Source organism: Candidatus Magnetaquicoccus inordinatus (assembly GCF_004217665.1).
In the GTDB taxonomy this organism is placed as follows: Bacteria; Pseudomonadota; Magnetococcia; order Magnetococcales; family Magnetaquicoccaceae; genus Magnetaquicoccus; species Magnetaquicoccus inordinatus.
This window is the reverse complement of sequence record NZ_RXIU01000019.1, coordinates 1-26,087: the sequence shown is the minus strand read 5'-3', so window position 1 is coordinate 26,087 and position 26,087 is coordinate 1. Positions and strand designations below refer to the sequence as shown.

General features: G+C 53.9%; 18 protein-coding genes and 2 tRNA genes. 7 read left to right on the top strand and 13 right to left on the bottom strand.

The genetic code is table 11. From position 1 onward, the window contains the following. Window positions 1-271: 271 nt before the first annotated feature. The 7 genes from EJP87_RS03240 to EJP87_RS03210 all read right to left on the bottom strand — a co-directional run bounded on the left by EJP87_RS03240 (window position 272) and on the right by EJP87_RS03210 (window position 3,831). A complete protein-coding gene (locus EJP87_RS03240) occupies window positions 272-559 on the bottom strand; it encodes a type II toxin-antitoxin system HicB family antitoxin (RefSeq protein WP_130470430.1) in 288 nt (95 codons plus the stop codon). 2 nt (window positions 560-561) lie between these two features. After that, window positions 562-834, bottom strand: a complete 273-nt coding sequence (locus tag EJP87_RS03235) for a hypothetical protein (RefSeq protein WP_227657427.1) — start codon at window positions 832-834, stop codon at window positions 562-564. 53 nt (window positions 835-887) lie between these two features. Beyond that, window positions 888-1,187: a S4 domain-containing protein gene (locus EJP87_RS03230; RefSeq protein WP_130470429.1), complete on the bottom strand. Its 300-nt coding sequence runs from the start codon at window positions 1,185-1,187 to the stop codon at window positions 888-890. 389 nt (window positions 1,188-1,576) lie between these two features. Continuing rightward, a tRNA-Ala gene (locus tag EJP87_RS03225) sits at window positions 1,577-1,652 on the bottom strand. A 48-nt stretch (window positions 1,653-1,700) separates the two neighbouring features. Continuing rightward, window positions 1,701-1,777: transfer RNA gene (locus tag EJP87_RS03220), tRNA-Ile, on the bottom strand. Between the two features lie 38 nt (window positions 1,778-1,815). Continuing rightward, complete coding sequence (gene lipA / locus EJP87_RS03215; protein ID WP_130470428.1) at window positions 1,816-2,721, bottom strand: lipoyl synthase; 906 nt, start codon at window positions 2,719-2,721, stop codon at window positions 1,816-1,818. Further along, a complete protein-coding gene (locus tag EJP87_RS03210; RefSeq protein WP_130470427.1) occupies window positions 2,722-3,831 on the bottom strand; it encodes a DHH family phosphoesterase in 1,110 nt (369 codons plus the stop codon). A 173-nt stretch (window positions 3,832-4,004) separates the two neighbouring features. Here EJP87_RS03210 and EJP87_RS03205 point away from each other — a divergent pair, with 173 nt between their 5' ends. From EJP87_RS03205 to EJP87_RS03190, 4 genes are read left to right on the top strand one after another with little or no spacing between them, the layout of a single operon-like run. After that, window positions 4,005-4,421 (top strand): OsmC family protein, encoded by a 417-nt coding sequence (locus EJP87_RS03205; RefSeq protein WP_130470431.1) that lies wholly within the window; start codon window positions 4,005-4,007, stop codon window positions 4,419-4,421. Between the two features lie 3 nt (window positions 4,422-4,424). Beyond that, the gene (locus tag EJP87_RS03200; RefSeq protein ID WP_130470426.1) at window positions 4,425-5,057 is read left to right on the top strand and encodes a thiol:disulfide interchange protein DsbA/DsbL; all 633 of its coding nucleotides are present in this window, start codon (window positions 4,425-4,427) and stop codon (window positions 5,055-5,057) included. Beyond that, window positions 5,054-5,860 (top strand): electron transfer flavoprotein subunit beta/FixA family protein, encoded by an 807-nt coding sequence (locus EJP87_RS03195; RefSeq protein ID WP_130470425.1) that lies wholly within the window; start codon window positions 5,054-5,056, stop codon window positions 5,858-5,860. The genes EJP87_RS03200 and EJP87_RS03195 overlap by 4 nt, the downstream gene beginning before the upstream one ends. A 2-nt stretch (window positions 5,861-5,862) precedes the next feature. Continuing rightward, window positions 5,863-6,804, top strand: a complete 942-nt coding sequence (locus EJP87_RS03190; RefSeq protein WP_193771105.1) for an electron transfer flavoprotein subunit alpha/FixB family protein — start codon at window positions 5,863-5,865, stop codon at window positions 6,802-6,804. A 289-nt stretch (window positions 6,805-7,093) separates the two neighbouring features. On the opposite strand, the gene EJP87_RS03185 is transcribed toward EJP87_RS03190, so the two are convergent. After that, window positions 7,094-7,921 carry a TorF family putative porin gene (locus EJP87_RS03185; RefSeq protein ID WP_130470423.1) on the bottom strand — a complete coding sequence of 276 codons (828 nt, stop codon included), beginning with the start codon at window positions 7,919-7,921 and terminating at the stop codon, window positions 7,094-7,096. Between the two features lie 505 nt (window positions 7,922-8,426). Here EJP87_RS03185 and EJP87_RS03180 point away from each other — a divergent pair. Both EJP87_RS03180 and EJP87_RS03175 read left to right on the top strand, forming a co-directional pair. Then, a complete protein-coding gene (locus EJP87_RS03180; protein ID WP_130470422.1) occupies window positions 8,427-18,008 on the top strand; it encodes a leucine-rich repeat domain-containing protein in 9,582 nt (3,193 codons plus the stop codon). 50 nt (window positions 18,009-18,058) lie between these two features. Further along, on the top strand, window positions 18,059-18,760 hold the full coding sequence (locus EJP87_RS03175) for a type 1 glutamine amidotransferase (RefSeq protein WP_130470421.1): 702 nt from the start codon (window positions 18,059-18,061) through the stop codon (window positions 18,758-18,760). Window positions 18,761-18,830: 70 nt separating this feature from the next. On the opposite strand, the gene EJP87_RS03170 is transcribed toward EJP87_RS03175, so the two are convergent. The 3 genes from EJP87_RS03170 to EJP87_RS03160 all read right to left on the bottom strand — a co-directional run bounded on the left by EJP87_RS03170 (window position 18,831) and on the right by EJP87_RS03160 (window position 22,374). After that, a complete protein-coding gene (locus EJP87_RS03170; RefSeq protein ID WP_130470420.1) occupies window positions 18,831-20,267 on the bottom strand; it encodes a TrkH family potassium uptake protein in 1,437 nt (478 codons plus the stop codon). A 3-nt stretch (window positions 20,268-20,270) separates the two neighbouring features. Then, window positions 20,271-21,641: a Trk system potassium transporter TrkA gene (gene trkA, locus EJP87_RS03165; protein ID WP_130470419.1), complete on the bottom strand. Its 1,371-nt coding sequence runs from the start codon at window positions 21,639-21,641 to the stop codon at window positions 20,271-20,273. A gap of 460 nt (window positions 21,642-22,101) precedes the next feature. Next, window positions 22,102-22,374, bottom strand: coding sequence for a hypothetical protein (locus EJP87_RS03160; protein ID WP_130470418.1), 273 nt, complete (start codon window positions 22,372-22,374; stop codon window positions 22,102-22,104). Window positions 22,375-22,920: 546 nt separating this feature from the next. Between EJP87_RS03160 and EJP87_RS17610 the strand changes: the two genes are divergently transcribed. Further along, window positions 22,921-23,091, top strand: a complete 171-nt coding sequence (locus EJP87_RS17610; RefSeq protein ID WP_193771104.1) for a hypothetical protein — start codon at window positions 22,921-22,923, stop codon at window positions 23,089-23,091. Window positions 23,092-23,537: 446 nt separating this feature from the next. Here the strand turns inward: EJP87_RS17610 and EJP87_RS03155 are convergent, their stop codons facing one another. Continuing rightward, window positions 23,538-24,665, bottom strand: coding sequence for a hybrid sensor histidine kinase/response regulator (locus tag EJP87_RS03155; RefSeq protein ID WP_193771103.1), 1,128 nt, complete (start codon window positions 24,663-24,665; stop codon window positions 23,538-23,540). Beyond that, window positions 24,658-26,087, bottom strand: a 1,430-nt coding sequence (locus EJP87_RS03150; RefSeq protein WP_130470416.1) for a response regulator, incomplete at its 5' end; no start/stop codon positions are given. The genes EJP87_RS03150 and EJP87_RS03155, both read right to left, overlap by 8 nt.

Below are 26,087 nucleotides of genomic sequence, written 5' to 3'. Positions count from 1 at the left end.
CGATTTGGCGAAAAATGTGATCCAATCGAATAGGGCGCGGGGGATGCTATCACATCCTTTGCTGTCCATGGCGGTACTCCAGGAATCAGGGTTGGTCCCGTTTCCAGAGTACCGCCTCTGCGAGCCAAATGCTCGATTATTGAAATGTAGACACAGACTGGGTGACGTGCGGGATGTGGCTTACCGTTCTGCTCCTTCCTGCTGAAACTCTAAAGTCCAGTTTATTGAATTTATAAAATGATAATTTATCAAGATACCGTCAAAAGTACCGTCAAAATTTTTCGCTGGATGCCTGAAGAAGTGACTGGTCATCCTTTTTCCCTCGTGCTACAAACACAAATGGCAGTTTTATCTCCCCTGGTTCCGGCACATAATCTCGGAACTCTTTTTTCATCGCGATAAACGCTTGCAACGCATCCCTTCCGTTGGCAATGGCCTCATCGGGTGTTTCGCCATCAGACATGCACCCAGGAAAATCAGGAAAGCTGATAAGGTATCCACCTCCATCTGCTTCAGAAAGAGACTGAATTTCAAAAGGGTATTCTTCCAACTCGGCCATGGTCATTCCTCCAGAAGAGTCAGAAAGGCTCTGATATAAACAGGTTTAATTGGCCTATGTGCGGGTACTGATATGGCTTTTCCATCCGTTCTGCGAAAGACGACATGACTGGTGCCATACTGGCGATGTGTAATGCCATATCGCTCGGCCAATCCTTTCAGGGTTTCAATGTCCCACCCCTGGGGGTTGTTGCGCATTCTTGCAATCAGTTTGTCGACTTTGCTCATGCGGGGAACTGTAACATGGTAGAGCCAATCCGGCAACTGCGAATTCATCCAATGTAGTCCATCTACGTCTTGCAGCAAACATGATGTTCAAGCGGAACTCGTCACTTTTTGGAAATCGGGGGACAGGGAAATCGGGGGACAGTGTATCCATTTCCCCACTCCCACCAGTTTGTGGGAAATCGACAGGGAAATCGGGGGACAGGGAAATCGGGGGACAGTGTATCCATTTCCCCACTCCCACCAGTTTGTGCATGGCTGGGCTTGGTGCGTGCGCCGTTCAGATGCACCTTGCCACCGACCACCGCCTCGGTTGCCAGATGGCGGGGTTTGAAAAACCGGGCCGCCCACGGCCATTTGTCCAAACGGTACCGCGTTTCTGTCAACGGGGATGGCTGGTTCATGTCATCCTCATCTGCAACTGGGTCCACGGTTCAACCCTCCCACTCCCACCAAAATCAACCGCAAACCGGCGTACCGTACCTCATTTCAATCTCCAGACGATAGGAGTCCGAAAATCAAACCAGTATGGAGACGTTGACTTCGATACAGTTTTGTTTTGATCGACTTTTATGAAATTCGCAAATTGTGTACCTACGGAAGCGAGGTCAACAGCTTGTAGAGAATCGGGCGGAGAGGAGAAGGGGTGAAAATCGGGAGAGAGAGGTATGGGAAACAGCCGGACATCCCGTAAGACATGCCGCATCAACCATTGGAAACATCGGCGTTTTCAGGCACAAAAAAACCGCCTGGGCGGGCGGTGAATTTGCAAAAAAGCCATATTGTCTTGAACTGGTGGAGGTGAACGGGATCGAACCGATGACCTCCTGCTTGCAAAGCAGGCGCTCTCCCAACTGAGCTACACCCCCAAGATCTGCCTTTTGAAGAGCTTTGGGTCTTGCTTGTGGCTGGATAAATGGTGGGCCTAGGTGGACTTGAACCACCGACCTCACGCTTATCAGGCGTGCGCTCTAACCACCTGAGCTATAGGCCCAACAGAGCCGGAACTTATACAGTAACTTTCCGGACAGGTCAAGGAGTCATTACAGCCGACTGCATTTTTTTTATACTTCCCCCCTTCTCCACCCCATCCAACAACTGCAACGCATGAAAGGATGAACGTGCCAAAGGATGACTCTCTACCGCCTCGAAGCCTAACATCTCTGCCCGCTCTTGCCAATAGATAAACTCCTCCGGCGGTACATATCGCTCCACCGGTTGATGCGTGCGGGTCGGTTGCAAATATTGGCCAATGGTCACGATGGCGACCCCTGCCGCGCGCAAATCCTCCAATAAAGCCTCAACCTCCCCCTGCTCCTCACCCAATCCCAACATGATTCCCGATTTGCTGCATAGCCCATAGGCAGAGGCCTGTGCCAACACCTGTAACGAATAATCATAACGTGCCGCCGGGCGCAAACGCGGATATAAACGGGCTACCGTCTCCATATTATGGTTGAACACCTCGGGAGCACTGGCCAAAACCTGCTCCAAAGCGCCCTCCTTGCCACGAAAATCGGGAGTCAACAGCTCAATGCTGGGACTATTCGCCAACGCCCCCTCGCGCAGCGCATGCACACAGGCAACAAATTGAGAGGCCCCACCATCTGCCAAATCATCACGATCTACCGAGGTGATCACAACATGCCGCAATCCTAAACGTCGCACTACCGCCAACAACCGACTCGGCTCTTCCCGGTCCAATGCCGCAGGCTTGCCACTCGGTACCGCACAAAATGCACAATTGCGCGTGCACACCCCACCCAAAATCATAAAGGCCGCCGTCCCCTCCTGCCAACAGCCGCCACGATTGGGACAGCGCGCCGAAAAACAGACCGTCTGCAACTGCTGCTCCTGCAGAAGCTGATCCACTGCCAAATAGCCCGCACTGCGCGTGCCACTTACCTTAAGCCATACCGGCTTGCGCAACTGTGTCACCTATTGATCTTCCGCGCCAATCTTGGTCAAAAACTTTTTCTGGATTTTGGCATTGAAGGTCTCCCACTTCAACTTGGCCAATTCGGGATCATCCTGACCGGCCAAAAATCCTAATGGAATTTCAAAGCCTCCCGCCCGCGCCTTGCCTCCTCCATAATAGGATCCCCCATCCATCCGTCCCAAGGCATCTTTCAAAAATTGATCCGGCGACAAGGAAAGGCGGGTCGTGCGCAATGAACCATGAATCTCCTCCTTGTCCCCCTGGACAATGCCAAAAACGATTACCGTATGTACCGTTTCTTCGGTCAACAAAAAATCGGCTGCTTGCGGCAAGGCATCTCGATCCGCCGCCCGCAAATAGCCGACTCCTGTGATGCAAAATCCAGAACGAATCACCCGGTTTTCCAACGCCAAACGAATCACTTCCATCACCTTCTGACTGCGCTGCTGATGGAGAATCTCATTCAACAAATCTCGATCACAAAAAGGTTGCAAATAGGCCGCTGCCGTAAAATCTTGTGCCTGCGCCTCAATCAAAGCTCCCGTCTCGGAAATAATGCCGTGCATCAAGGCTGTGGCTAAATAGCGATGCTCTGGTTTGGAAACCAATGGCAGCAAACCACCCTGCAAATAGTCCACAAAAATGGATGCACATGCCCCCACCGCTGGACGCAAATCAGCAAAAAGAGGCTTTAATTTTTCTTGCGGCGCATGATGATCCACCACCGCCAAAACCGGTATCTCAGCTCTCGTTAAACGATCCACCAGCGAAGAGGTGGTCCCCTGACCATCGACAAAAACGCTTCCCTGATAATATCCCTTGGGAAATTCATGATTGTCAAACAGGCTCACCGGTATGTTGAGCAGATTGACCATCGCAATATTCTCCTGATGGCTGATGCGCCCGCCATACAAAATATCGACATCGATCCCCCAGGCCGCCGCTATACAACGATAGGCAAAACCACAAGAAAGAGCATCAGGATCCGGAAAATCCTGCAGGATCACCGCATGTCGCTCACCGCTGCGTTCGCGCAACAACGTCTCCAACAAAGCTGTTTGTTTGTGTTCCGCACCGCTGTTGCCCATGACACCTGACTCTTTTTTCATAAGATGCTACTCCCCTGTTGATCAATACTTGACCTGATGACCCGATTCGTTTGACCATATTGAAACACATGTTAACACAGAGCACTCCTGCTTTGCTCGTGTTGACAAATTTTTTTGCCTAGCCCCAAGCAGGTGGGCTGTACCGGTTTTCCAAGGAGAGTGCCATGGCGGAAATAACCGCACGTGTAAAATTGATCGAAGGAATGCAAATGTTGGGTGAGTCCGGTTCGGGACACTCCCTGGTCATGGATGCAGCACCGAGCGTCGGTGGGCGGGATATGGGTGTACGACCTATGGAGTTGTTGTTGATCGGAATGGGAGGCTGTGCCTCCATCGATGTGGTGACCATTCTCCGTAAAGGACGTCATGCCGTCTCCGATTGTGTCGCAACCCTCAAAGGGGTGCGCGCCGAAACCGATCCAAAGGTGTTTCTGGAAATCTTCCTCCATTTCGTAGTCACTGGCAAGGGCTTGCCTGCCAACGCCGTCGAACGGGCCATTCGCTTGTCCGAACAAACCTATTGCTCCGCATCGGCGATGCTCGGCAAAACAGCAACCATTCACACCTCCTATGAAATTGTGGAAGGATAATCGATGCGGCCTCTTTTTCTGGCCCTCTGCCTGGGCTCCTCTTTACTGCTCTCTGCACCCCTCTTCTCTGCCCCCGCCCTGCAGGAAGGGATCCATTATGACCTGATCACCCCAGCGGTCGCCAAAACCACCGACAAACCAGAAATTGTCGAAGTCTTCAACTTCAAATGTCCCCATTGTGCCGCCCTCGCCCCCCATACCGCAGAATGGGCAGAAAAAAATAAAGCACGCTTTCAATTTCGCTCCTTGCCGGTCTTTTGGGGCAAACAGACCGATCTGCCGCTGCGCGCCTTCTTTGCCGCCGAATTTCTCGGCAAAGGCGAGGCCATGAAACAGGCCATATTTAACGCCCATTTTAACCACTCCGCCGACATCGAAAACAAGGAGGAGCTGGTCTTCATGGCCGAAGCCCTCGGTCTGGATGGAAAAACCTTCCAAAACCAATTATTTGCCTTCGCTGTTTCCGCCAAATTGTCGCAAGCCAAAGCCCTGCAAGAGAGTTACCGTGTCTCCTTTACGCCCACTCTGGTCGTCAATGGCACCTATCAGATTCTGCCCAGCAGGCATGCCAAAGGAGAGAATGGAGTCGATCATGCCCGCTTGTTTGAGATTATCGAAACTTTGGCACAAAAGTGAAAATTCTGGTCGCCATCAAACCGGTCTGTGATCCGACACAACCCTTGCCGCTGCACAGCAGTGCTGCCGAGCGCGCCTGGCCGCCAGCCACACGACTCAATCCTTTTGATGAGGTGGCTTTGGAGGCGGCTCTGCGCTGGCGTGACAGCGGTAGTGCAGAGTGGGTCCAGGTAATCAGCGTGGGGCCAAACAGTTGGGAAAATCATCTGCGAACCGCCCTGGCAATGGGGGCTGATCAGGCTGTGTTGCTGCAGACGGCAACGGAGTGGCCCCCTTTGCTGGTGGCAAAAGGGTTGGCTGCGGCAGCCCGGCATCTGCAGGTGGATCTACTCTTGTGCGGTCGCCAGAGTGTAGATCGCAACCATAATCAGACCGGTCCCATGAGTGCGGCACTGTTGGCCTGGGGACAAATGACCCAGGCCACACGCTTGGAACCACAGGGTGATGCGCTTCTGGTCGAACGGGAGCTGGAGGGGGTCAGAGAGTGCTGGCTGTTGCCTCTGCCCGCAGTGGTCACTGTCGATTGGGGCTTGAATGGCATCAGCGAAAATGGTGGCATTCGCTATGCCAGCCTGCCCAACCTGGTCAAAGCCCGCCGCAAAACCATCCTGCGCTTTACGCCAGAGCAGTGGCAACTGCCCGACAAAGAAGAGAATCCACTTGTGCAGACCCTCTCCTGGCAACTGCCAGCTCCACGCAGCACTGGCCAACGGCTGACCTCATTGCCCGAACTGCACGCAACCTTGCGCCAACAGGGGCTGTTGGCAGAGAGCGGCCCCTCCGCAAACTCCGGGAGTATTTAATCGTGGCGGTCCTGTTGCTGCTGGAGCCGGAGTGGCTGGCACGAACGGAAGATGATCGTCTGGATCGTTTAGTGACAGCCTCAGCCTGTTGTGGTGCGATTACTCTGTTCTGGCTGGGAGCGCTCAACGAAACGATCTGTCCGAGCTGGGCGGCTGTGGAAAAACAATATTTTGTGCAGCTTTCTGCCGGAGAAGAGTTGTCTGTAGAGGCGTTGGCAGCCTCGCTTGCCCAAGAGGCAAAAGGCTATTCGCATATCCTGGTGGCCGACTCGCCGCGCGGCTTGAGCCTGCTGCCACGGCTGGCTGCCCTGTTGGATCGACCGATGTTGAGCGGCGTGCAGGAGATAGTGCGCCCGGATACCTTTGTGTTGCCGATTCTGAGCGGACATCTCAGCAGCACCGTGCAGGTAGCGGCCATGCCGATCTGTCTGGCTGTGCAACCCTATGCTTTTGCCCCTGCTCCACGCTTGCCCTCAGCGGCAGGTACGCTCATCCCTTTTGTTCTGCCCGCATGGCCGCAAGCAGCCCGTCTGCTACAGCGCCTGCCTCTGGCCAACAGCGATCGTCCCGACCTGGCTTGCGCCAAGCGGGTGGTGGCCGGGGGAGGAGGTTTGTTGAAAGAGGGCAGTTTTGCCTTGATTGAGCAGTTGGCAGAGCGTTTGGGAGCCGCTGTTGGCGCCTCACGGGCGGCTGTGGATGGTGGTCTGGTGCCCAGTACTCTGCAGATCGGCCAGACTGGTCAGGTGATTGCTCCTGATCTCTATATCGGCATAGGCATCTCTGGCTCCATCGCCCATTTGGCGGGTATCAAACAGGCCAAAACCATTGTCGCCATCAATTGCGACCCCTTGGCGCCGTTGATGCAGATAGCCGATTGGTCGCTGCAAGGCGATTTGTATGAGATTATTCCTGAATGGTTGGTTCTGGCACCAGAAAGGGGCTAGAGAAATACACTTTCTCTTTAGTTAAAAAGTGTAACTATTCACCATCCAAAACAACTGCGGGTCCAGGGAGGGCACCTCCCTGGCCGGGTCCAGGGATGGAATCCCTGGGATTTTGTTTTTAATCTTTTGCTTTTGGCGCGCCTTTCACAACAAGCCGACGCGCTTTTTGCGTCGGCGCGGCGCGCCTAATGGAAGCAAGCTGTGCGCATTGGCGCGCATTTTTGCGCCAATGCGCACAGCATCCCCAAGGGGGTAGAGCTGGCGAGCCAGCACGAACCTGAAACAGTCACTAAAAAGTTTTGGTCAGATTGAGCACCACATTGCTGCCACCCAGATCGATCTTGTCGTTGGCATTTTTGAGCGATGCGGTGTTATCATACAGCGCTCCATTGCTGGCATAGGTATAGGCTACACCCACATTCCAACCACCGTCGAAGGTCTTATTGATTCCCACTTTATAATCGGTATAGCTGGGATCCACTCCGGCTGCCGTATCCGAGGTATAGTTGGTACGACCAACATGCACCGGCAGGGTCACATCTTTGCTAAAGGTCTCTTCCGGCAGCGGAATATTGGCTGTCAGATCCCAATAGGTGGTACCGCTGCTACCACCTTTATAGCCGGAATCTTTGTTGGCACCAAAATAGTCGGTCACGGCTACGGAGAGTTTGGCGGTGATCCATTTATAGCCGATACCGGCATTCACCTCAACATTATCATAGCTTTGCGAGGTTCCAGGATATTCTGCACCGGGATAGTAGACCCCCAACAGACCCACTGTCCAGCTCCAGTCATCATTAAACTTGCCGTTGTAGCCTCCATAGAGATCCAGCTCTACCCAGCCATCGCCATACTGCTTGTCTGTGATGCTGGAGCCCCAGACGCCGGCATACCAACCATCGGCATGGCTATAATCGGCACCCGCTTGCAGGGCTGGTTTATTCCAGGTTTGGGTCAAGCCGCGAAAGATATAGTTGCTCACCACTCCGATATTGGCGGTAAAGGTATGGGGAGAGCTGCTGGCGCTATCGGCCTCTGCGGCATGCAGTGGGCTGCTCAACAGTGCGCTCAAACCCAGCAGGGAAACAAGAGCATACGAGGTGCGCTTGACGGACATAATGACTCCTTTGCCATAACGGTTAAATAATATGCGAAATAGTGTCTGCTGCTCTTTATCTCCGCAAAAGGGAGGCCAACACGATAAGATAATGATTTATAAATAAATATTTTTATATATTGCATTAATATGCAGGCCATGATGATTATTCTTTGTGCTTTTTACTTATCTCGCGGGGGATGATTGATTAAAAATTAGGCGAATGCGCTCTGCTTTGCCCGTGCAGGAAGAGGCCGCATGCGGGTTATTAAAAACCCTGGCCTGTTACCGCCCCCACACTGGCTAACGAAGGGGCCACACAACGCTGCAATTGCCGGTAGCAAAAAACAAGAAAAAATGATAGACTCAACAATGGGTTGTGCCGGAAAATGCGACTGCGCTTGCGGTTGTGTCTGCCGATGAGAGTTGGCGCAGGGGTTGGCGCCAGAAAACCCTACCCCGTAGCGAGCAAGCGCGACGGCTTGATGTCTGGGCCTGTGCATTGCGTTTAACAGGAGGCTAGAGTGTGAGTACCTTTAATTTTTCTACCGCCAGCAACAATCTGAGCGCTTTGTCGGCGACTCTGCTGGCCAATCTTGCCGATAGCAGCTTGAACAGCCTCTCCTCCAGGCAGTTATCCTCCCTGACCGATACCCAGTGGAACTATCTGAGCTCTGTGGGAGTGCAGGGACTGGCCAATAGCCAATTGAATGGCCTCTCCTCCCTGCAACTCAACTCCCTCAGCCATACCCAACTCAATGGCTTGCTCTCCAGCCATCTCACAGAACTTGCCAATAGCCAATTGCAGGGGCTCAGCTCAGCCCAACTCTCTACTCTGGCCAACTCCCAACTCAACGGCATCACCTCCAAACAACTGACCGCCTTGGCCGCCAGCCCCCTCAACGGCCTCACCTCCGGGCAACTGGCCAATCTGGCCAGCAGTCAATGGAGCGGCCTGAGCTCTCTGCAACTGCTTACACTGGCCGATAGCCAACTGGATGGGTTGAGCTCCACACTGCTCGGCACACTCTCAGCCTCTACCCTGAAAGGGTTGAACAGCCTCTCCCTGGGTGGCCTTGCCGCCAGCCAATTGCTGGGGCTGACGTCGCAACAGCTCTCCAGCCTGGGCAACAGCTTCCTCTCCCGCCTCTCCGCCCCACAGCTCTCTGGACTCTCCTCGGCGGCCTTGAATGTGTTGAGCTCCAGCCAACTTGCCTCTCTCTCTACAGAACAATGGCCGGGATTCAGCTCGCTGCAGTTGGCCTCTCTGGCCAATACCCAATTGCGCGCTCTCACCTCGACACAATGGGCCAGCATGGCCAACAGCCAATTGAATGGCCTCTCCTCCCTGCAACTGGGCAGCCTCGCCCATAGCCAACTCAATGGCTGGAGCTCCCAGCAATGGGCTGCCCTGGCAACCAGTCAGCTCAATGGCCTGCTTTCCAGCCAATTTCGCCAACTGGCAGAGAGCCAACTGGCTGGTCTGGGCTCGCAACTGTTGGCCTCGCTGGCCGATAGCCAGTTAAATGCTCTGACCTCCTTGCAATTGAACGCATGGAGTGAGCAACAGTTGAATGGCTTTACCTCCCTGCAGTTATTTAACCTGGCCGATAGCCAATATAATGGACTAACCTCCCTGCAGTGGAGCTCCCTGGCCTATTCGCAACTCAATGGGCTACGTTCGGGACAATTCAGCACGCTGGCCAATAGCCAGCTCGATGGCCTCACCTCCCTGCAGTTGAGCACTCTGGCAGCCAGTCAACTATCTGCCCTCTCTTCGGCAGGTTTGGCCAGCCTGGCCGAAAGCCAACTCGATGGTCTTACCTCCAGCAACCTCTCCGCATGGTCTGCCGCCAACCTCAATGCCGGCTTGACAAGCGCTGCCTTTGCCTCTTTGGCGGCAACACAACTGGCCGGTCTCTCTTCGCTGCAGTTTGCCACCCTTTTGGAAAAACGTCTCTCTGAGTTTTCTACCGCCCAATGGGGAGGAGTGCCGACAGCAGCCTTGCTGGCGCTGCGCTCCAGCCAGTTGCAAGCTCTCAGCTCCACCCAGATCAGCGGCTTCTCCTCCAGCCAGCTTTCGGCCCTCAGCGAGGGGCAATATAATGGCCTGACCTCCCTGCAACTGTCACTGCTCAGCTCCAGCCAGATCAATGGTCTGGGCTCGGTGCAACTGAACAGTTTGGCCGATTCACAATATAATGGCCTTCTGTCAGGACAATTGAGCACCCTGGCCGCCACACAGTGGGATGGCCTGAGCTCCAGGCAACTCTCCTCCCTGGCCATCAGCCAATGGGAGGGAATCGCTTCGGGACAATGGGGATCCTTGGCCAATAGCCAGTTGAATGGTCTTACCTCTCTGCAACTGGCATCCTTGAGTGAGCAGGCTCTCAATGGCTGGAGTTCGGGACAATTCAACTCGTTGGCGGACACACAGTGGAATGGTCTCGGCTCGCTGCAACTGCTCTCTCTGGCCAACTCGCAGCTCAATGGTGTGCGTTCGGAACAGCTCAGTGCTCTGGCCAACAGCCAGTGGGATGGGCTCAGCTCGCTGCAACTTTTTGCCTTGGCCGCAAGCCAATGGCAGGGTTTGCGTTCGCTGCAACTGGCGCAACTGGCCGACAGCCAATGGGATGGATTAAGCTCTGCCAATATCAGTGGTTTATCCTCGGCGATGCTGCGGGGATTGACGGCAACTGCTCTGGCCGGTCTGGCTGCCAGCCAACTGAGTGGTCTGAGCAGTATGCAGTTGGCGGCACTGCTGCCCAATCGTTTGAGCGAATTGAGCTCTCTGCAGTTGAGTGGCTTGAGCAGCAGGGCCTTGGATGCCCTCAGCTCCAGCCAGATCAACAGCCTCTCCAGCGCCCAATGGCCGGGGATCACCTCTGGACAGTTGGCCTCCTTGGCCCATAGCCAACTCAATGGTTTGGGCTCTGTGGCTCTCTCATGGCTGACGACCACGCAGTGGAATGGCCTGAGCGCCGAGCACTTGGCCAATCTGGCCACAACCCAGCTTAATGGTTTGAGTGCGGCTGGCTTGTCCAGTCTGGCGGCAACACAGATGAATGGTTTGGCTTCACGACAGTTGAACTCCTTGGCCGATACGCAGTTGTCTGGATTGCACTCGGCGCTGCTGGCCACTTTGGCTGCCACGCAATGGGATGGAGTCACCTCTCTGCAACTGGCCAGCTTGAGCGATACACAGTGGAATGGTCTGCTCTCCTCCTCCCTGGCTACGCTGGCGGCCAGTCAGTTGAACGGTTTGCGTGATCTGCAGTTGAGCGGCTTGGCACAGAGCCAATGCAATGGATTGACCTCGTTACAAATCGCCAGCCTGGCGGTCACGCAATGGGATGGTTTGACCTCCCTGCAGTTGAACAGTTTGGCGGTTAGCCAACTTTTGGCCCTCTCCTCTCTGCAGTTGGCCTCTCTGGCTGACAGCCAATGGGATGGTTTGAGCTCGGCCAACTTTTCCGGCTTAAGCACTGCTGCCCTGAAGGGGTTGAGCAGCGCCCAGTTGGCCGGCTTGAGTGCCACACAGTTGAGCGGCTTGACAGCGGCACAGTTTTTGTTTTTGACTCCCAACGCTTTAAGCAATTTGAGCGCTGCCCAACTGGGCGGTCTCAGTTCGCTGGCCCTGCGTGGCCTCAGCGCCACCCAGATCAATCGACTGGCGGTGAGTCAATTGAGCGGCATGAGCTCCCTGCAATTGAGCAGTTTGGCCAATACGCAATGGAATGGCTTTACCTCCCTGCAACTGCAAGGGTTGGCCAATACCCAATTGAATGGCCTTGCCGCAGCGCAACTGAGCTCGCTGGCCCATAGCCAATTAAACGGCCTGCTGGAGGAACAGATCACTGCTCTGGCGGCCAGCCAACTGAATGGTCTCACCTCGCAACAGTTGGCCAATCTGGCTGTCACCCAGTGGTCGGGATTTGGCTCGGCCCATTTGGCCTCCTTGGCCGACAGTCAATGGAACAGCCTCACTTCACAACAACTGTTGGCGTTGGCGACTGGACAGCTTAAAGGGATTGCGGCTGCGCAATGGTCGGCATTGGCGATAACACAAATGAATGGCCTGAGCGCTGAGCAGGTAGCCGGTTTGGCACTCACGCAACTGAATGGTTTTAGCTCGTTGCAACTCTCTGCCTTGGCGGCCAGCCAATGGGAGGGTTTGAGCTCGTTGCAGTTGAGCAGTTTGGCGGCCAGCCAGTTGAATACTCTCTCTTCGCAACTGTTTGCCACCTTGCGCAACACCCAACTGGATGGCTTGAGTTCGTCCAATCTTGCTGGCCTGAGCACCGCCACCCTCAACGGTTTGAGTGCTGAGGGGTTGAACGGTTTGGCGGCCACGCAATTGAGTGGCCTCTCTGCTGCACAGTGGCTGGTGTTGTGGAACCGCTATCGTTGGGAATGGCGCAGTGATCAATTGGCAGCCCTCTCTGCTGTAGCCCTCAATGGTTTAAGCTCTTCTGGAATAGCGGCCATGGCGGAAACGCAATGGTTGGCCTTTACCTCACTGCAGTTGGCAAGCCTTGCCAACAGCCAGTTGAATGGCCTGAGCAGCAGCAAGCTGGGTGCAATGAGTGTGCAAGCGCTCAATGGCTTGCAAGCAGAACAGCTCAGCGGCTTGGCCTATACGCAACTGCGCGGCATGCAGGATTGGCATTGGCAAACTCTGGCGGCAACCCAGTTGAATGGTCTGTTGTCGGGGCAGTTGGCAACATTGGCCAGTACACAACTGTTTGGTTTTGGCTCTGGCGCACTCGCCTCTCTGGCCGACAGCCAATTAAACGGCATATCCTCCAGACAGTTGGCGACACTGCGCGACAGCCAACTGCCGGGGATAAGCTCCGCCCAGTGGGGCGCTCTGGCAATGACACAACTGAATGGTCTGGCGGCCACCGCCCTTGCCACGCTCAGCACGGCGCAATGGAATGGCTGGTCTGCACCACAGCTCGCCTCGTTGGCCAACAGCCAATGGGATGGGCTGAGCTCTTTGCAATTGAGCTCCTTGGCGGCAACACAACTGACGACACTCACTTCACTCTGGTTGAGCAATCTGGCGGCAAGCCAGTGGGATGGACTGACTTCGCTCAACCTTTCCGCCTTGTCCGCACAAAGCCTGAAAGGGTTATCCAGCGATAACCTGCTCTCTTTGGCGGCAACCCAGTTGAGCGGTTTGACGGCAGCACAATGGAGCGCCTGGATGAACAGCAGCCAATTGGCATTGCTGAGTTCCGGGCAGCTCTCTGGATTAAGTCTCTCTTTGTTGGATGGTTTTACCTCCAGCCAACTGGCGCAACTCAGCTCGCAACAATGGCCGGGCTTGCGCTCCCTGCAGATTGCATCCCTGGCCCATACCCAACTCAATGGCCTGCGCTCGCTGCAACTGGGTGAAATGCAACAGATACAATGGGATGGTCTGACCTCTGATCAACTCAGCGGCTTGGCCCATACCCAGTTAAACGGTTTGAGCTCCTCGGCGCTTGCCACCTTGGCGGCCAGCCAACTGAATGGGCTGTTATCCAGCCAGTTGACAGCGCTGGCCGACAGTCAATTATCCGCTTTGAGCTCTGCCCAGCTTGCCTCCCTGGCCGATAGCCAGTTGCTGGGTTTAAGGTCGCTGCAGTTGGCCAGTTTGAGCGAGACGCCATTGCGTGGTTTGAGCGCCGCACAATGGCGCAGTCTCAGCAACCCGGTTTTGAACGGCTTGGGTTCGTTGCAGTTGGCGGTTCTCTCCAGCACGCAGTTGCAAGGGTGGCAATCGGTGCAGTTGGCGGCCTTGGCCAACAGCCAGTGGGATGGCTTAGGCTCAGGGCAACTGACCGCTTTGAGCAGCCAGCAACTGACCGCTCTCTCCTCATTGCAGTTGTCCGCTTTGACCAACAGCCAGTTGGATGGTTTGAGTTCGGCCAATCTGTCGGGGTTGACGGTTGCGACTTTGCGCGGTTTGAGCACATCCGGATTGGCTGCACTGGCGGCCAGCCAACTGAGCGGTTTGAGCTCCCTGCAACTGGCCTATTTTTCCGCACAACGGCTGAACGAATTGAGCGCCGCACAACTTGCTGGCCTGCAAACCGCCGCTTTGAGTGGCTGGAGTTCGGCCACGTTAGCGGCGTTGAGCACGGAACAGTGGTCGGGAATAGGCTCTGCACAGTTGCAGGCACTGAGCAACCTGCAATTGAACGGCCTCTCCTCCCTCGCCTTATCCCTGCTCACTCAGGGGCAGCTTAATGGCATGCGTGCCGGGCAGTGGCAAGAGTTGGCGCTGACTCAGTTGCGCGGCTTGGGCGCGGAGCAGCTTAGTTCTCTGGCTATCACCCAATGGGATGGCTTTTCTTCGCTGCAACTGGCGGCGTTGGCCAGCACCCAATGGGCAGGCATCAGCTCGCAGGGCTTTGCCTCCTTGGCCGACAGCCAGTTGAATGGATTAAGCTCCTGGAAACTGGGACAGTTGGAAGAGAATATTCTCAATGGTTTGACCGCAACGCAATGGGCTGGGCTGGCCAACAGCCAATTAAACGGCATGGGCTCTGCGCAGTTGGCTGGCCTGGCCAGCACGCAATGGAATGGCATGCGCTCGGGGCAACTGAGTGAGCTGGCGGATAGTCAGTTGGATGGATTGACGGCGCTGCAGGTGAGCAGTTTGGCTGCCACCCAGTGGCAGGGGTTAAGCTCTCGGCAGCTTTCTGGTTTTGCGGATACGCAACTCGATGGACTACTCTCCTCTGCCATTGCCGGATTAAAAATCGCAACTTTGGCCGGATTAAGTGCTGAACAGTTGAACTCCCTGGCTGCCACCCAACTGAGCGGCCTGAGCTCGGCACAACTCTCCTATCTGGCCAGCGTGCGTTTAAGCGATTGGCAGGCTGCCAATCTTTCTGGTTTGAGCAGTGCCGCTTTGGACAGCCTGAGCAGCAAACAGATGGCAAACCTCTCTGAGCTGCAGTTGCTCTCGTTGACCTCGCTGCAATGGCAAAGTTTGGCCAACACGCAATTGCTTGGCCTGGGCTCTGTCCAATTGGCAGTTTTGCAGCAAAGTCAATGGAATGGCTGGCGTTCTGAACAACTGGGCGGCTTGAGCAGCCAACAGTTGCCAGGTTTGGCCGAGGAGCAGTGGAGCGCTTTGGCGATTACCCAACTCAATGGTCTGTTGTCGCGACAACTGCAAACCCTTACGGGGACACAACTGAATGGCCTGAACAGCCAGCAACTGGCCTCTTTGGCCGCCACGCAACTCAACGGCTTGCAGGCGCAGCAATTGGCCAGCTTTGGCGACAACGCGCTCAAAGGGATCCACTCCGCGCAATGGAGCAGCCTGGCCAATACCCAACTGGATGCTCTGGGCGCCGCACAGTGGGCTGTTTTGGCCCAAACACAATGGAATGGGTTGCGTTCTGGGCAACTGGCCTCTTTGGCGCACAGCCAATGGGATGGCATTGCTTCTGCGGTGATTGCCTCCTTGGCGGCAACGCAATTGTCTGGGCTGGCGACCACCACCCTCAGCCAATGGGCAGAAACGCAATGGGATGGATTAACATCAAGCAACATAACCGGTTTAAGCTCGGCACTCTTTGCCGATGCCAGCTCTCTATTGTTGACAGGTCTGGCCGCCAGCCAGTTGCCCGGTCTCAACAGCGCCCAATTGGCCTCCTGGGGTAAATCCGGCTTTGCTGGCTTGACCGAAACCAATATGGCAGGTCTCTCCGTGGCTGGAATCAATCTCATCACCTCCACACAGCTTGCGGCGCTTGCCGAGAGCCTGTACAAAGGTTTGACCTCGCTGCAACTTTATTCCCTGGCCAACAGCCAGTTGAATGGGTTGCGTTCTGAGCAGTTGGGAGGGTTGGCCGATTCGCAATTGAATGGTCTGCAGGCGGAGCATTGGCGTGGTTTGGCGCAGACCCAGTGGGCTGGACTCTCCTCCACACAATTGGCAGCTTTGGCGGCAACACAACTGGACGGTCTGCTCTCCGGGCAACTGACGCAATGGCAAGATACGCTGCTGACAGGCTTGCGCTCGCTGCAATTGAACACTCTGGCCAATACCCAGTTGAACGGTTTGACCTCTGCCCAATTGCTGGTTTGGCAGGAGGAGAGCTGGAATGGTCTCTCTGCCGGACAGTTGAACGCCCTGGCCAACACCCAGTTGGCTGGGCTTGGCTCTGCTTTGTGGAGCAGTTTGGCCAACACACAACTCAATGGTTTAAGCTCCCTGCAGTTGCGGGCTTTGGCAAACAGCCAACTCTCTGAACTTACCTCGGCGCAGTGGTCCGCATTGGCCAACACCCAACTCTCGGCAATGAGCTCTGCCCAATTGAGCGTGCTGACTGGCAATCATCTTGCTGGCTGGAGCAGTCAGCAGTTGGCTGGCTTGTCCAGCATACAACTGCAAGGGTTGGCAGCAGAGGCGTTGGCGATTCTCCATTCAGCACAATTGGCTGGCCTGGGCAGCTTGCAGATTGCCGCCTTGCACAGCGAACAGATAGCGGCCTTTTCCAGCACGCAATTGGCTTTTCTCAGCAGTCAGCAGATCAATGCCTTGCGCAGCCAACAGATGCAGTGGTTATCGGCGGAGCAATTTGCCGCCTTAGGCTCCCAGCAGGTGCTTTGGTTGAGCGGAGTGCAAATCAGCGCTCTCTCTCAAACCGTCATTGCCTCTCTGGATGAGAGCGCTTTGGCGCGCTTTACTGCCACGCAACTGCAAGGCATCTCCAGTCAAGCGATCGGCCATCTCTCGGTGATCCCGACGACCACACAGTTGGCACTGTTATTACCGGCGCAGGTGGCAGGATTGTCACGCTGGCAGATTACCGATATGAATGCCACTGCAATTGCTACCCTCTCTTCGGCCCAGTTTGCTGCTCTTTCTGCCGAACAGATTGATGCCATTGACCAGGAGGATCTGCTTGGTTTGAGCTCGGTGCAGTTGCAGGCGCTGCAGGTCAGCCAGTTGGCTGGTTTATCTGGGCTGCGTCTGGCGGCGTTGACCGGAACACAAATCTCTGCCCTGGGTACCAGTGTCATCCAGGCGTTATCCCCGGATCAGTTGACCTGGGTAGAGAGCCAATGGGTCAGTGGTTTGACTCCAGCGCAGATAGGAGCTCTTTCGACCACGCAGGTCGAGGCGATGGGTATTGCGCTGGTAATGGGTCTGCCGGTCGCCGCCATCAACCGTTTGCCGGTCAGAGGTTTGAGCTATCAGCAGGTGTTGGAGCTTTCGACAACACAGATTGCGGCGCTGACCACGACCCAGATTAGCCAGTTGAGTATAGATCAGTTGACCGCTTTGGAGGATGCAGATCTGGCTGCCTTGACGACCGCACAGATTCCCGGTTTGACAACGGCACAGATTGCCTCTCTGTCACCCAATCAACTGCTCGGCTTGGAATCCACCGATCTGGCCCGCTTTTCAACGCTACAGTTGAACGCTTTATCCACCATGATCGGCCTGTTGACTACCGGCCAAATTGCCGGTTTGAGTTCGCTACAGATTCGTGACTTGACCACCACACAAGCTGCAGAGCTCTATCCCGAACAGATTGCGGCTCTCACCCTCACCCAAATCAAAGGTCTCGAGGCCCAGGATTTGGCAATGTGGCGTTCGGATACCATTTTTGGCCAGATAGAGGCGATGACTTCGGCACAATTGGCCAGTTTGAGTACTGTACAGTTGCATGGTTTGAGCTCCAGCCAGTTGCAGCTTTTGTTTACCGAACAGGTTGTGGCTTTGAATAAAACGCAGTTGGCCTCGTTGACGGCCACGCAAAGCATTGGTTTGAGCGCCGAGGCGGTACAAGCCTTGAACATGGAGCAGTTTAGCGCCTTAAAGAAAGCCAGTTTGACTGAAACGCAATTGGCGGCTTTGACTGCCAGCCAATTTGCCACCTTTACTCGTACTGATATTGCGGCTTTGACCGTCACCCAGCTTCCGGCTTTGGCGGCACAGGTCAGCCATCTTTCGGTAAGCCAGATACCGGGCATCAATAACAGAACCTTTGAGTTGATTGGCAGTGCCATTAACCTGTTTAACCAAGAGCAATATAACGCCATGTCTGCACAACAAAAAGCTGCCTACCATGCTGTGGGAGGGGCTTTGGAATAATGGCTCGTAGCGCCGCAAGACATGCAGAGTAGAGGAGGAATAAACAGTCGATGCGTTTACAAATTTTGCAGCATGTAGCCTTTGAAGGGCCCGCGCATATTGCCCATTGGGCGGCGCATACCGGTCATAGTGTTGCTGTCACTCATCTCTATCAGGAGCAGCCTTTGCCTGAGTTGGCTGAGGTGGATGCTGTGGTGGTGATGGGGGGACCAATGAGTGTGCATGATGAGAGAGAGTTTGACTGGTTGCGCCGAGAGAAAGAGTGGTTGGCCAAGGTGATTGCGGCAAAAATACCGGTCACTGGCATCTGTCTGGGGGCGCAGTTGTTGGCGGAGATTCTGGGGGCTCAGGTTGTTAAAAATCGTTATCGGGAGATTGGCTGGTGGCCGATTGAGCGGATGAGTATGGAGGATTCGCCACTTGCGGCCTGGATGACGGAGCGCTTGGAGGTATTTCATTGGCATGGTGAGACCTTTACCTTGCCTGCAGGGGCGATACATTTGGCAGGCAGTGATGGCTGTCAGATGCAGGCTTTTTTGTATGAGCAGCGGGTGTTGGGTTTACAATTTCATTTGGAGAGCACGCCAGAGTCTGTAGCTTTGTTGTTGGAGCATTGTGCTGAGGAGTTGCAGAGTGCGAGTCCCTATATTCAGGATGTACAGGCGATTCGTGGCAGTGCTGCACAGTTTGCCATGATTCATCCGCGTATGGAGCAGATTCTGGAGGGAATGGCAAGAGTTGCTGCTGACTAAAAAATGGGATGTACAAACTGTCAAGGAGCTCCAGGAGGGGATTATCCCCTCCTGGAGGCCATCAGCCCATCTAAGTTGATTTCCAAAAACGAGGAAAGAACAAGATCAGGATAGTAAAAAGCTCCAGACGACCGGCAATCATGGTTACTGTCAGCAGCAGCTTCCCCACATCATGAATGAAGGCATAGTTTTCCACTGGTCCCACTTTGGCAATGCCCGGTCCCACATTGGCCAGACAGGCCAGAGAGGCAGAAAAAGCGGTGGTAAAATCCAGACCAACCGCAGTCAAGACTATCACCGACAAGAGCATGACAAACAGAAAGATCACCACCATAATCAGGCTCCCTTCCATAACCTCTGGAGGGATAACGGTTCCTGCATATTTGGGCAGGGTAATACGTCGCGGCTGCATCAAGCGATCCAGAATACCCTGAAACAGTTGCCACACCATCACCAGACGTATCACTTTGACCCCACCTGCCGTCGAACCGGCCATACCGCCAATGATCATGAGGTTGAGCAGAATCACCTGCAAAAAGAGTGGCCATTTGGCAAAATCATCGTTGGCAAAGCCGGTGGTGGTCATGACCGACACCACATTAAAGAAGGCTTGGCGCATAGACAGCTCCAGATCCTTGTCCTGGGCAACCATCAGGGTAAAGCCACAGATCAAACTGGCTACCACAACGATACCAAAGTAGGTTTTCAGTTCAGGATCCTTGAAGATTCCCCAATCACGGCGGAAGAACAGGCGATAATGGAGCAAAAAGTTGGCACCAGCCACAAACATGAAGAAGGTACACCACCATTGGGCAGATGGTGAAAAGGCGGCCAGACTGGCATTGCGGGTGGAAAAACCGCCGGTGGCCATGGTGGCAAAGGCATGATCGACCGACTCCAGAAAATCCATGTCGGAAGCCATAAAGGCAACGATATTGGCCACGGTGATGGCAAAATAGAGCACCCAAAGGATGCGTGCAGTGGTGGCGACACGTGGCACCAGGCGATCTTTGGTGGGGCCAGGCACCTCTGCCTTCAAAATCTCCATCCCACCCACGCCGAGAAAGGGCAGGATGGCGATGGCCAAGAGCAAAATACCCATGCCGCCCAGCCATTGAATTTCCGAGCGCCAAAAGAGTTGGCTTTTTGGCAAAATCTCCACATCGGTCAGGATGGAGGCCCCGGTAGTGGTAAAACCGGAAGCGGTTTCAAACCAGGAGTCGATCCAGCCCATCCAGCCACCGAAGACAAATGGCAGACCGGCCAAAACGGTTGCCAATATCCAGCCGAGGCCGACAATCAAGATACCATCGCGAGCGCGCAAGAGTGGAGTGGCGGAGGAGGTTGCAAAATAGAGCAAGCCACAAGCTGCCCCCACAGCCATCGATTGGATAAAGGGCATGGGTGTTTCGCCGACCAGCAGAGCCACCAGCACGGCGGGAATCTGGCTGAAGGAGAGCAAGGTGGCCAACAGGGACAACACACGGATATTCATCATTAAATTCATAGGTCAGCTCTCCACAAACAGCAATTTGCGGATTTCCCGGTTGAGTTTGGCTTGCCGGTTGGAGACAAACAACAGTTGGTCGCCAACATTAAAGGTGGAGTTGCCATCGGGCAAAAACAATTGGCCATCGCGATAATGGGCAGCGATCACCACCCCTTTGGGCACACCGGCATGACGCAACTGCTTGCCGACAATAGGAGCTCCAGGTTGCAGAGGCACCAAGAGGGCATCCAGTTTTCCACCCAGCAGCAGTTGGGCTTCGTTGACCGGATAACGGCGCAACAGTCCCATCACCTGACCGATGGTGGTAAATTTGGGATGGATGGCGGCATCCACACCCATCACCTGGGAGATGGACATATAGCCTTCATTATCAAATATGGTGATGGCACGCCCGGCCCCCAGGCGCCGCGCCAACACCGAAGACAAAAAGTTGATCTCCTGATTGCCAGTCAGAGCAATATAGGTGGTTGCAGGGGTGATCAATTCACTCAGCAGGTTGAGATTGGTCACATCACCTTGCAAAACCTGGCTGCTGGAGAGGCGTTCCAGCATATGTTTTCCTTGTTGCCGATCCTGTTCGATGATGATGGGAGAGATTCCCTTCTCTTCCAGACGACGCGCCAACAGATAGGACATTCTGCCACCCCCACCCAACAGATAGCGACTGTTTTTCATCTGCAGATGGCTCTGTTCCAAACCCATAAACTCAAAAGAGCTGGAGAGTTTTCGGCCCTCCAACAAAGGGATAAACAGGCGATCCTGGGCTGCAAAGATAAAATCTCCGGTGGGAACGATTGTTTCACTGCCTCTTTCCACGGCGGCAACCAGGGTGCGATTTTCTTGACTCTGTACCAACTCGCTCAATTTTTTGCCGATCAGCGGACTATCCTCATGCAGGCAAAAACCGGCAATATTGATCTTTCCCCCCATGAAAGAGGCCACTTCAAAAGAGAGAGGAATTTCCAATAAATCAATCAACAAATGCAGTGCATTGCGTTCTGGCGTCAGCAGCATCACCTGATCCAATTGGGCGCCGCTCCACAGTTGGGTGTTTTCGGTAAACTGGGTGTCACGCACCCACACCGCGGTACGGGCGCGTGGAGCCAACGGATGCAAGGCCAAGGCGGTGACGATATTGGTGGTATCCATATCGCTGACTGCCAGAATCAGATCGGTATTCTGAATCTGTACCTCGGTCAAAATGGCGGGATCCTGGATCTCCCCCACCAAAGCCCGCACATCCAGATGGCTGACCATTTCGGCTATGGCATCGGAATTGGCATCGACAACATGGACATCATGTCCCTCCTCGACCATATATTTGGCCAAAACTCCGCCCATCGGCGTGGCACCGGCTATGAGTATGTTCATCCTGACTCCTCTATTGAGCAATCCAGCCAGCGCTCTGCAAACGCTGTCTTGTGTTCTATGGAAATAATGGGAAAAAATATCGCAAAAATTTTGGCAAATTATTGGCAATAAAGCCAGAAAATGCCCTCATATTCTATGAAAACTGTTGCAGGAAAATATAATAATCTTTCAAACTGTGCAAGAGGCTATCATGTACAGTTTGAAAGAGGAGAAAAACCTTGTAAATATCTTGATATTATTTGATTATTCAGACAACTGACAAGCTGCAGAACCAACAGAAGAGAGCGCTGGTGGCCATCTTGAACGCAGAAAATTGTAAATACTCGCACCAGGTTATGGGACTGCACTTCAAAATATTGGGGAGAGCTGTTTTGTGCTGTGCCTGCTCTGCCTGAACAAAGCAGACACTTGAGGAGATTTTTTTTGCGCCATGAATTGCAAAATGGAGCGTTCTGCCTGTTCAACGCTGCAAGAGACGTTGCAGATTACGGTCGGGAAAGAGCCAAAAATGACGGCGTTGGCTGAGCAGCAACACCGGTACAAACAGAGTCACCAAGCCACACATCAAAATGCTGGCCAAGGTGGTTCCCAAAAGGCGATTCCGCCAATGACGCTGATCGACAAACAGAAAATGCCACAAGGTACCCGTGGTAATTACCGACTTGATAATGGCCAACGACAGCCAAACAAACAGCATCACCTTCCACAGCGGCCAATCGATAATTGCCAGCATGATAAACCTCTCTCAAGTTGGGTTTACTGGTCGCAACCGTTTTCCCTGTAGAGGATACAATTGCCACAGAAAGTAACCAAACTTCATCAATTTTCATGCCTGATTGCCTCATGTCTGAATAGTGTCAATTATTTCAACGTATTATCATTGAAATCTTGCAAAATTGTCATCAAAGTCAGGCTGCAGCAAATGCTGCAGCCTGATGAGGATTATTCATCAATAGGTTAGATATATATTTATAATAAAATAACAAACAAAATTGATACCCCAGCACAATATGCTGCACCCCTGCTCCGGCAGCAGCGGCCAGCAGTCAAGACAAACCTTTGCAGAGCCTCCTGGGCAGGAAAAAATGTATTGTCGCAAATATTCATGATTGAATAATGACGCAGGATGGAGTAAAAATTGAATCATTATTTGAAAAGATTTTCTGGTTTTGCTTGGCTGTCCTGCAGCGCTTCTCTCTTTTTATCTATTTTTGCCGTTGCGCAGACTTTGCTACACAAATTTGTCGTCATTCACTTTCCGTGCTTAGGAGTGCATCCCATGTTTGACGCCTCTACCGATTCTTCCCAAGAGCCAGCAACCGGTGGCTTAATCGGACTGTTCAATAAATTGGCCGGAGCCATTATCGCTCTGTTCATCAAAGCCGATCCCTTCTTGACAACGGCCCCCTCCGCCAACAGTTCCGCTGCCGTGCCTTTTGAAACTGAATAATAGGCAGGCTTGGTGGCATCTGCTGGGCTGTACGCGCCAGAAGGATGATCGCTCCTGGCGGATGGTTTCTGCTCGTCGGCCCTCCCCCCATGGGGATGCTGTGATGAGTACACCAAAAACAAAAGATTAAAAGCACAATCGTGACTATTCAGGTTCGTGCTGGCTCGCCAGCTCTACCCCCATGGGGATGCTGTGCATATTGGCGCAAAAATGCGCGCCAATCCGCACAGCTTGCTTCCATTAGGCGCTTAAGCCGACGCAAAAAGCGCGTCGGCTTGTTGTGAAAAGCGCGCCAAAAGCAAAAGATTAAAAGCAAAATCCCAGGGATTCCATCCCTGGACCCGGCCAGGGAGGTGCCCTCCCTGGACCCGCAATAGTTTTGGGCGGTGCATAACTGACAGCAGCACCTCTGAACAGAAAGCAAGCCCCTCTGTGCGCATACCCCACTATTGCGGCGGCAGCGGCAGAGAAAAAAGTATGGTCGTACCCTCGCTCTCACTGCTGTGCATCGCAATGGACCCCCCTTGCGCCTGAGTAAGCAATCGCGCCGAATAGGCCCCCAAACCAATCCCTTTGCTCTTACCATAAGTCACATATTTATTAAAAAATATGTGGCGGATCTCTGCCGGCACCATACCCTGATTGTGAATGCTCACCCAACCCATACCCCCCTCCTGCCACAATGAAATGGTCACTGGCTGCTGCATCGGCGTTGCCTCCACAGCATTCTTCAAGAGATTGCCCAACAACGACTCACAAAGCAGCTCCTCCCCATAAACCCAAAAATGCTGACCAGAACATACCTCCTCTTTTTCCAATAACAAACAGATGCGACTCCCTTTGAGCTGTAACGAACGCTTGAGAAAACTCTCCTGTCGGCGCAACAAACCCAACAGATCCAACGCTGCCGCATCCAGCCGAAAAGTGCCCTGCTCTATTCTAAACAACTCCATCGACAGGTTGATCATGTTCAACAAAGTCTGCGCTCCCTGGCTGACCAGGTAAAACATCTCACTCTGCTCCTGATCCAACTCCAGACTCTGTTGCAAAATATCCAGAAAACCAATCATGGCGTTGAGTGGCGCCTTCAAATCATGACGCATGATCCGCTCAACATCATCACGCATCTGGCTGGCTTGCAAAAGTTGCTCATTTTGTTTGGCCAGCTCACGACTCTGCATTGCCAGCAGCTCGCGAGAATGTTTCAACCCCAAATGGGTCTGAATACGTGCCAACACCACCGGCGGCGAAAGCGGTTTGCTGATAAAATCAACCGCTCCCATGGCCAAAGCACGAGTCTCTTCAGCAACACTGTTTTGCGCCGTGACAATGATGATGGGAATATGACGCGAGTGCTCGGCCAACTGCAATCGACGACAAACTTCAAATCCATCCATCTCCGGCATCAATAAATCCAATAACACCAGATCAATGGTGTGCTGTTGCACAATGGCCAAAGCAGCCTGACCACTGGTGGCCACAAATAAATGATAGTCGCTGGCCAGAATAGCAGTCATCAGGCGAATATTGCTCGGCAAATCATCCACAATCAACAGCTTAGGCTTGTTATCCATGCTTTTCCCCCTGGGCAGCCCCCCTCTCCGGCAACCCATCCTCCCAAGAGAGCGACAAACCTTCGGCAATTTGTCTGAGAATTGCCGCCGCTTCGGCAAAGGCAAACTGCTCCATGCTGCTGGCCAATTGCTGCCACAACGCACGTTCTGCTACTGGCAAATGCTCCCCCAGCAAGGGGTGCAAGCCATCAAAAGTATGCTGGGCGGTAAAATCGGACTGACACAACTGAAGATGAAACTTTTGCAGCTCTGGCAACAACTCCTGCCAATCCCGAGCCGAGGAGCCATCCGCGGAATAGTCCGGGTCAGCAGCAGTCTGGGCAGGTGCAGCATGGAGAAAATGGTCGATCTCCTGCAAAAAACGCTGCAGATATTTCTGAAACCGTTCCAGTAATGGAGAAGATTCCGCCCACTGCTCCTCACGAATGGCCACCTCCAATAGTGTCGCCGCCTGATAGAGCGCTTCGGCGGAGAGATTGCCAGAGGAGCCTTTTACCGAATGCACCAACCTGCGGGCACTCTCTTTATCAGCCTTGCGGCGACCAGAAAGGGCCTGTACCACCTCTTCTGCTGTCTGCTGATAATCGCGGAGAAAATCTGCCAGGATGGTGCGCAGCAGCGCATGATTATGATTCATACGCTGCAGGGCAGCCGCCACATCCATGCTGGGGATGGCATCCAGGGGCACCGCAACCCCTGTAACCAGGCTCGGCTCGCGAACAACTGCGCCCGTTTCAGTTGCCGGGCGATTGTTGGGCGACAACCAGCGTTGCAATGCGGCAAACAGTGTGGGCGCATGAATCGGCTTGCAAACATGGTCGTTCATGCCTGCCGCCAAACTCTTTTCTCGATCACCGCTCATGGCATGGGCGGTCATGGCGATGATGGGCAGTGCTCTATACCTCTCTTCGGCCCGCAACTGGCGGGTGGCGGTATAGCCATCCATCTCCGGCATTTGAATATCCATCAACACCCCATCATAGTCGTGGGCGGCAATCATGGCCAAAGCCTCCCGACCATTATTGGCCACCTCCACCACACAACCGGCACTGCGCAAGATTTCACAAGCCACCTGCTGATTGATGCTGTTATCCTCGACCAGCAGCAAATGGGCCCCTTGCAGCCTCTGATCCTGAGTCGGCCACAACGCTTGCTGCTGTTGAATCCGCGACAGCGCCTCCACCTCTACCCCGAACAGATTCATCAGGGTGTCAAACAGCAGCGAGCAATGAACAGGCTTGGTCAAGTGCGCAGCAACCAATGTATCCGCCAAAGACTCCTCCTCCTCACGACCAAACTCGCTTAACAACACCACGCGGGGAGGTTTGGAGAGACAACGGGGAAATATCTGTTGTTGCAACGCGGCATGATGCTCTTTTCCAAGCAGGGATTGATCACAAAGCAGCAGGATATAGCCATCGG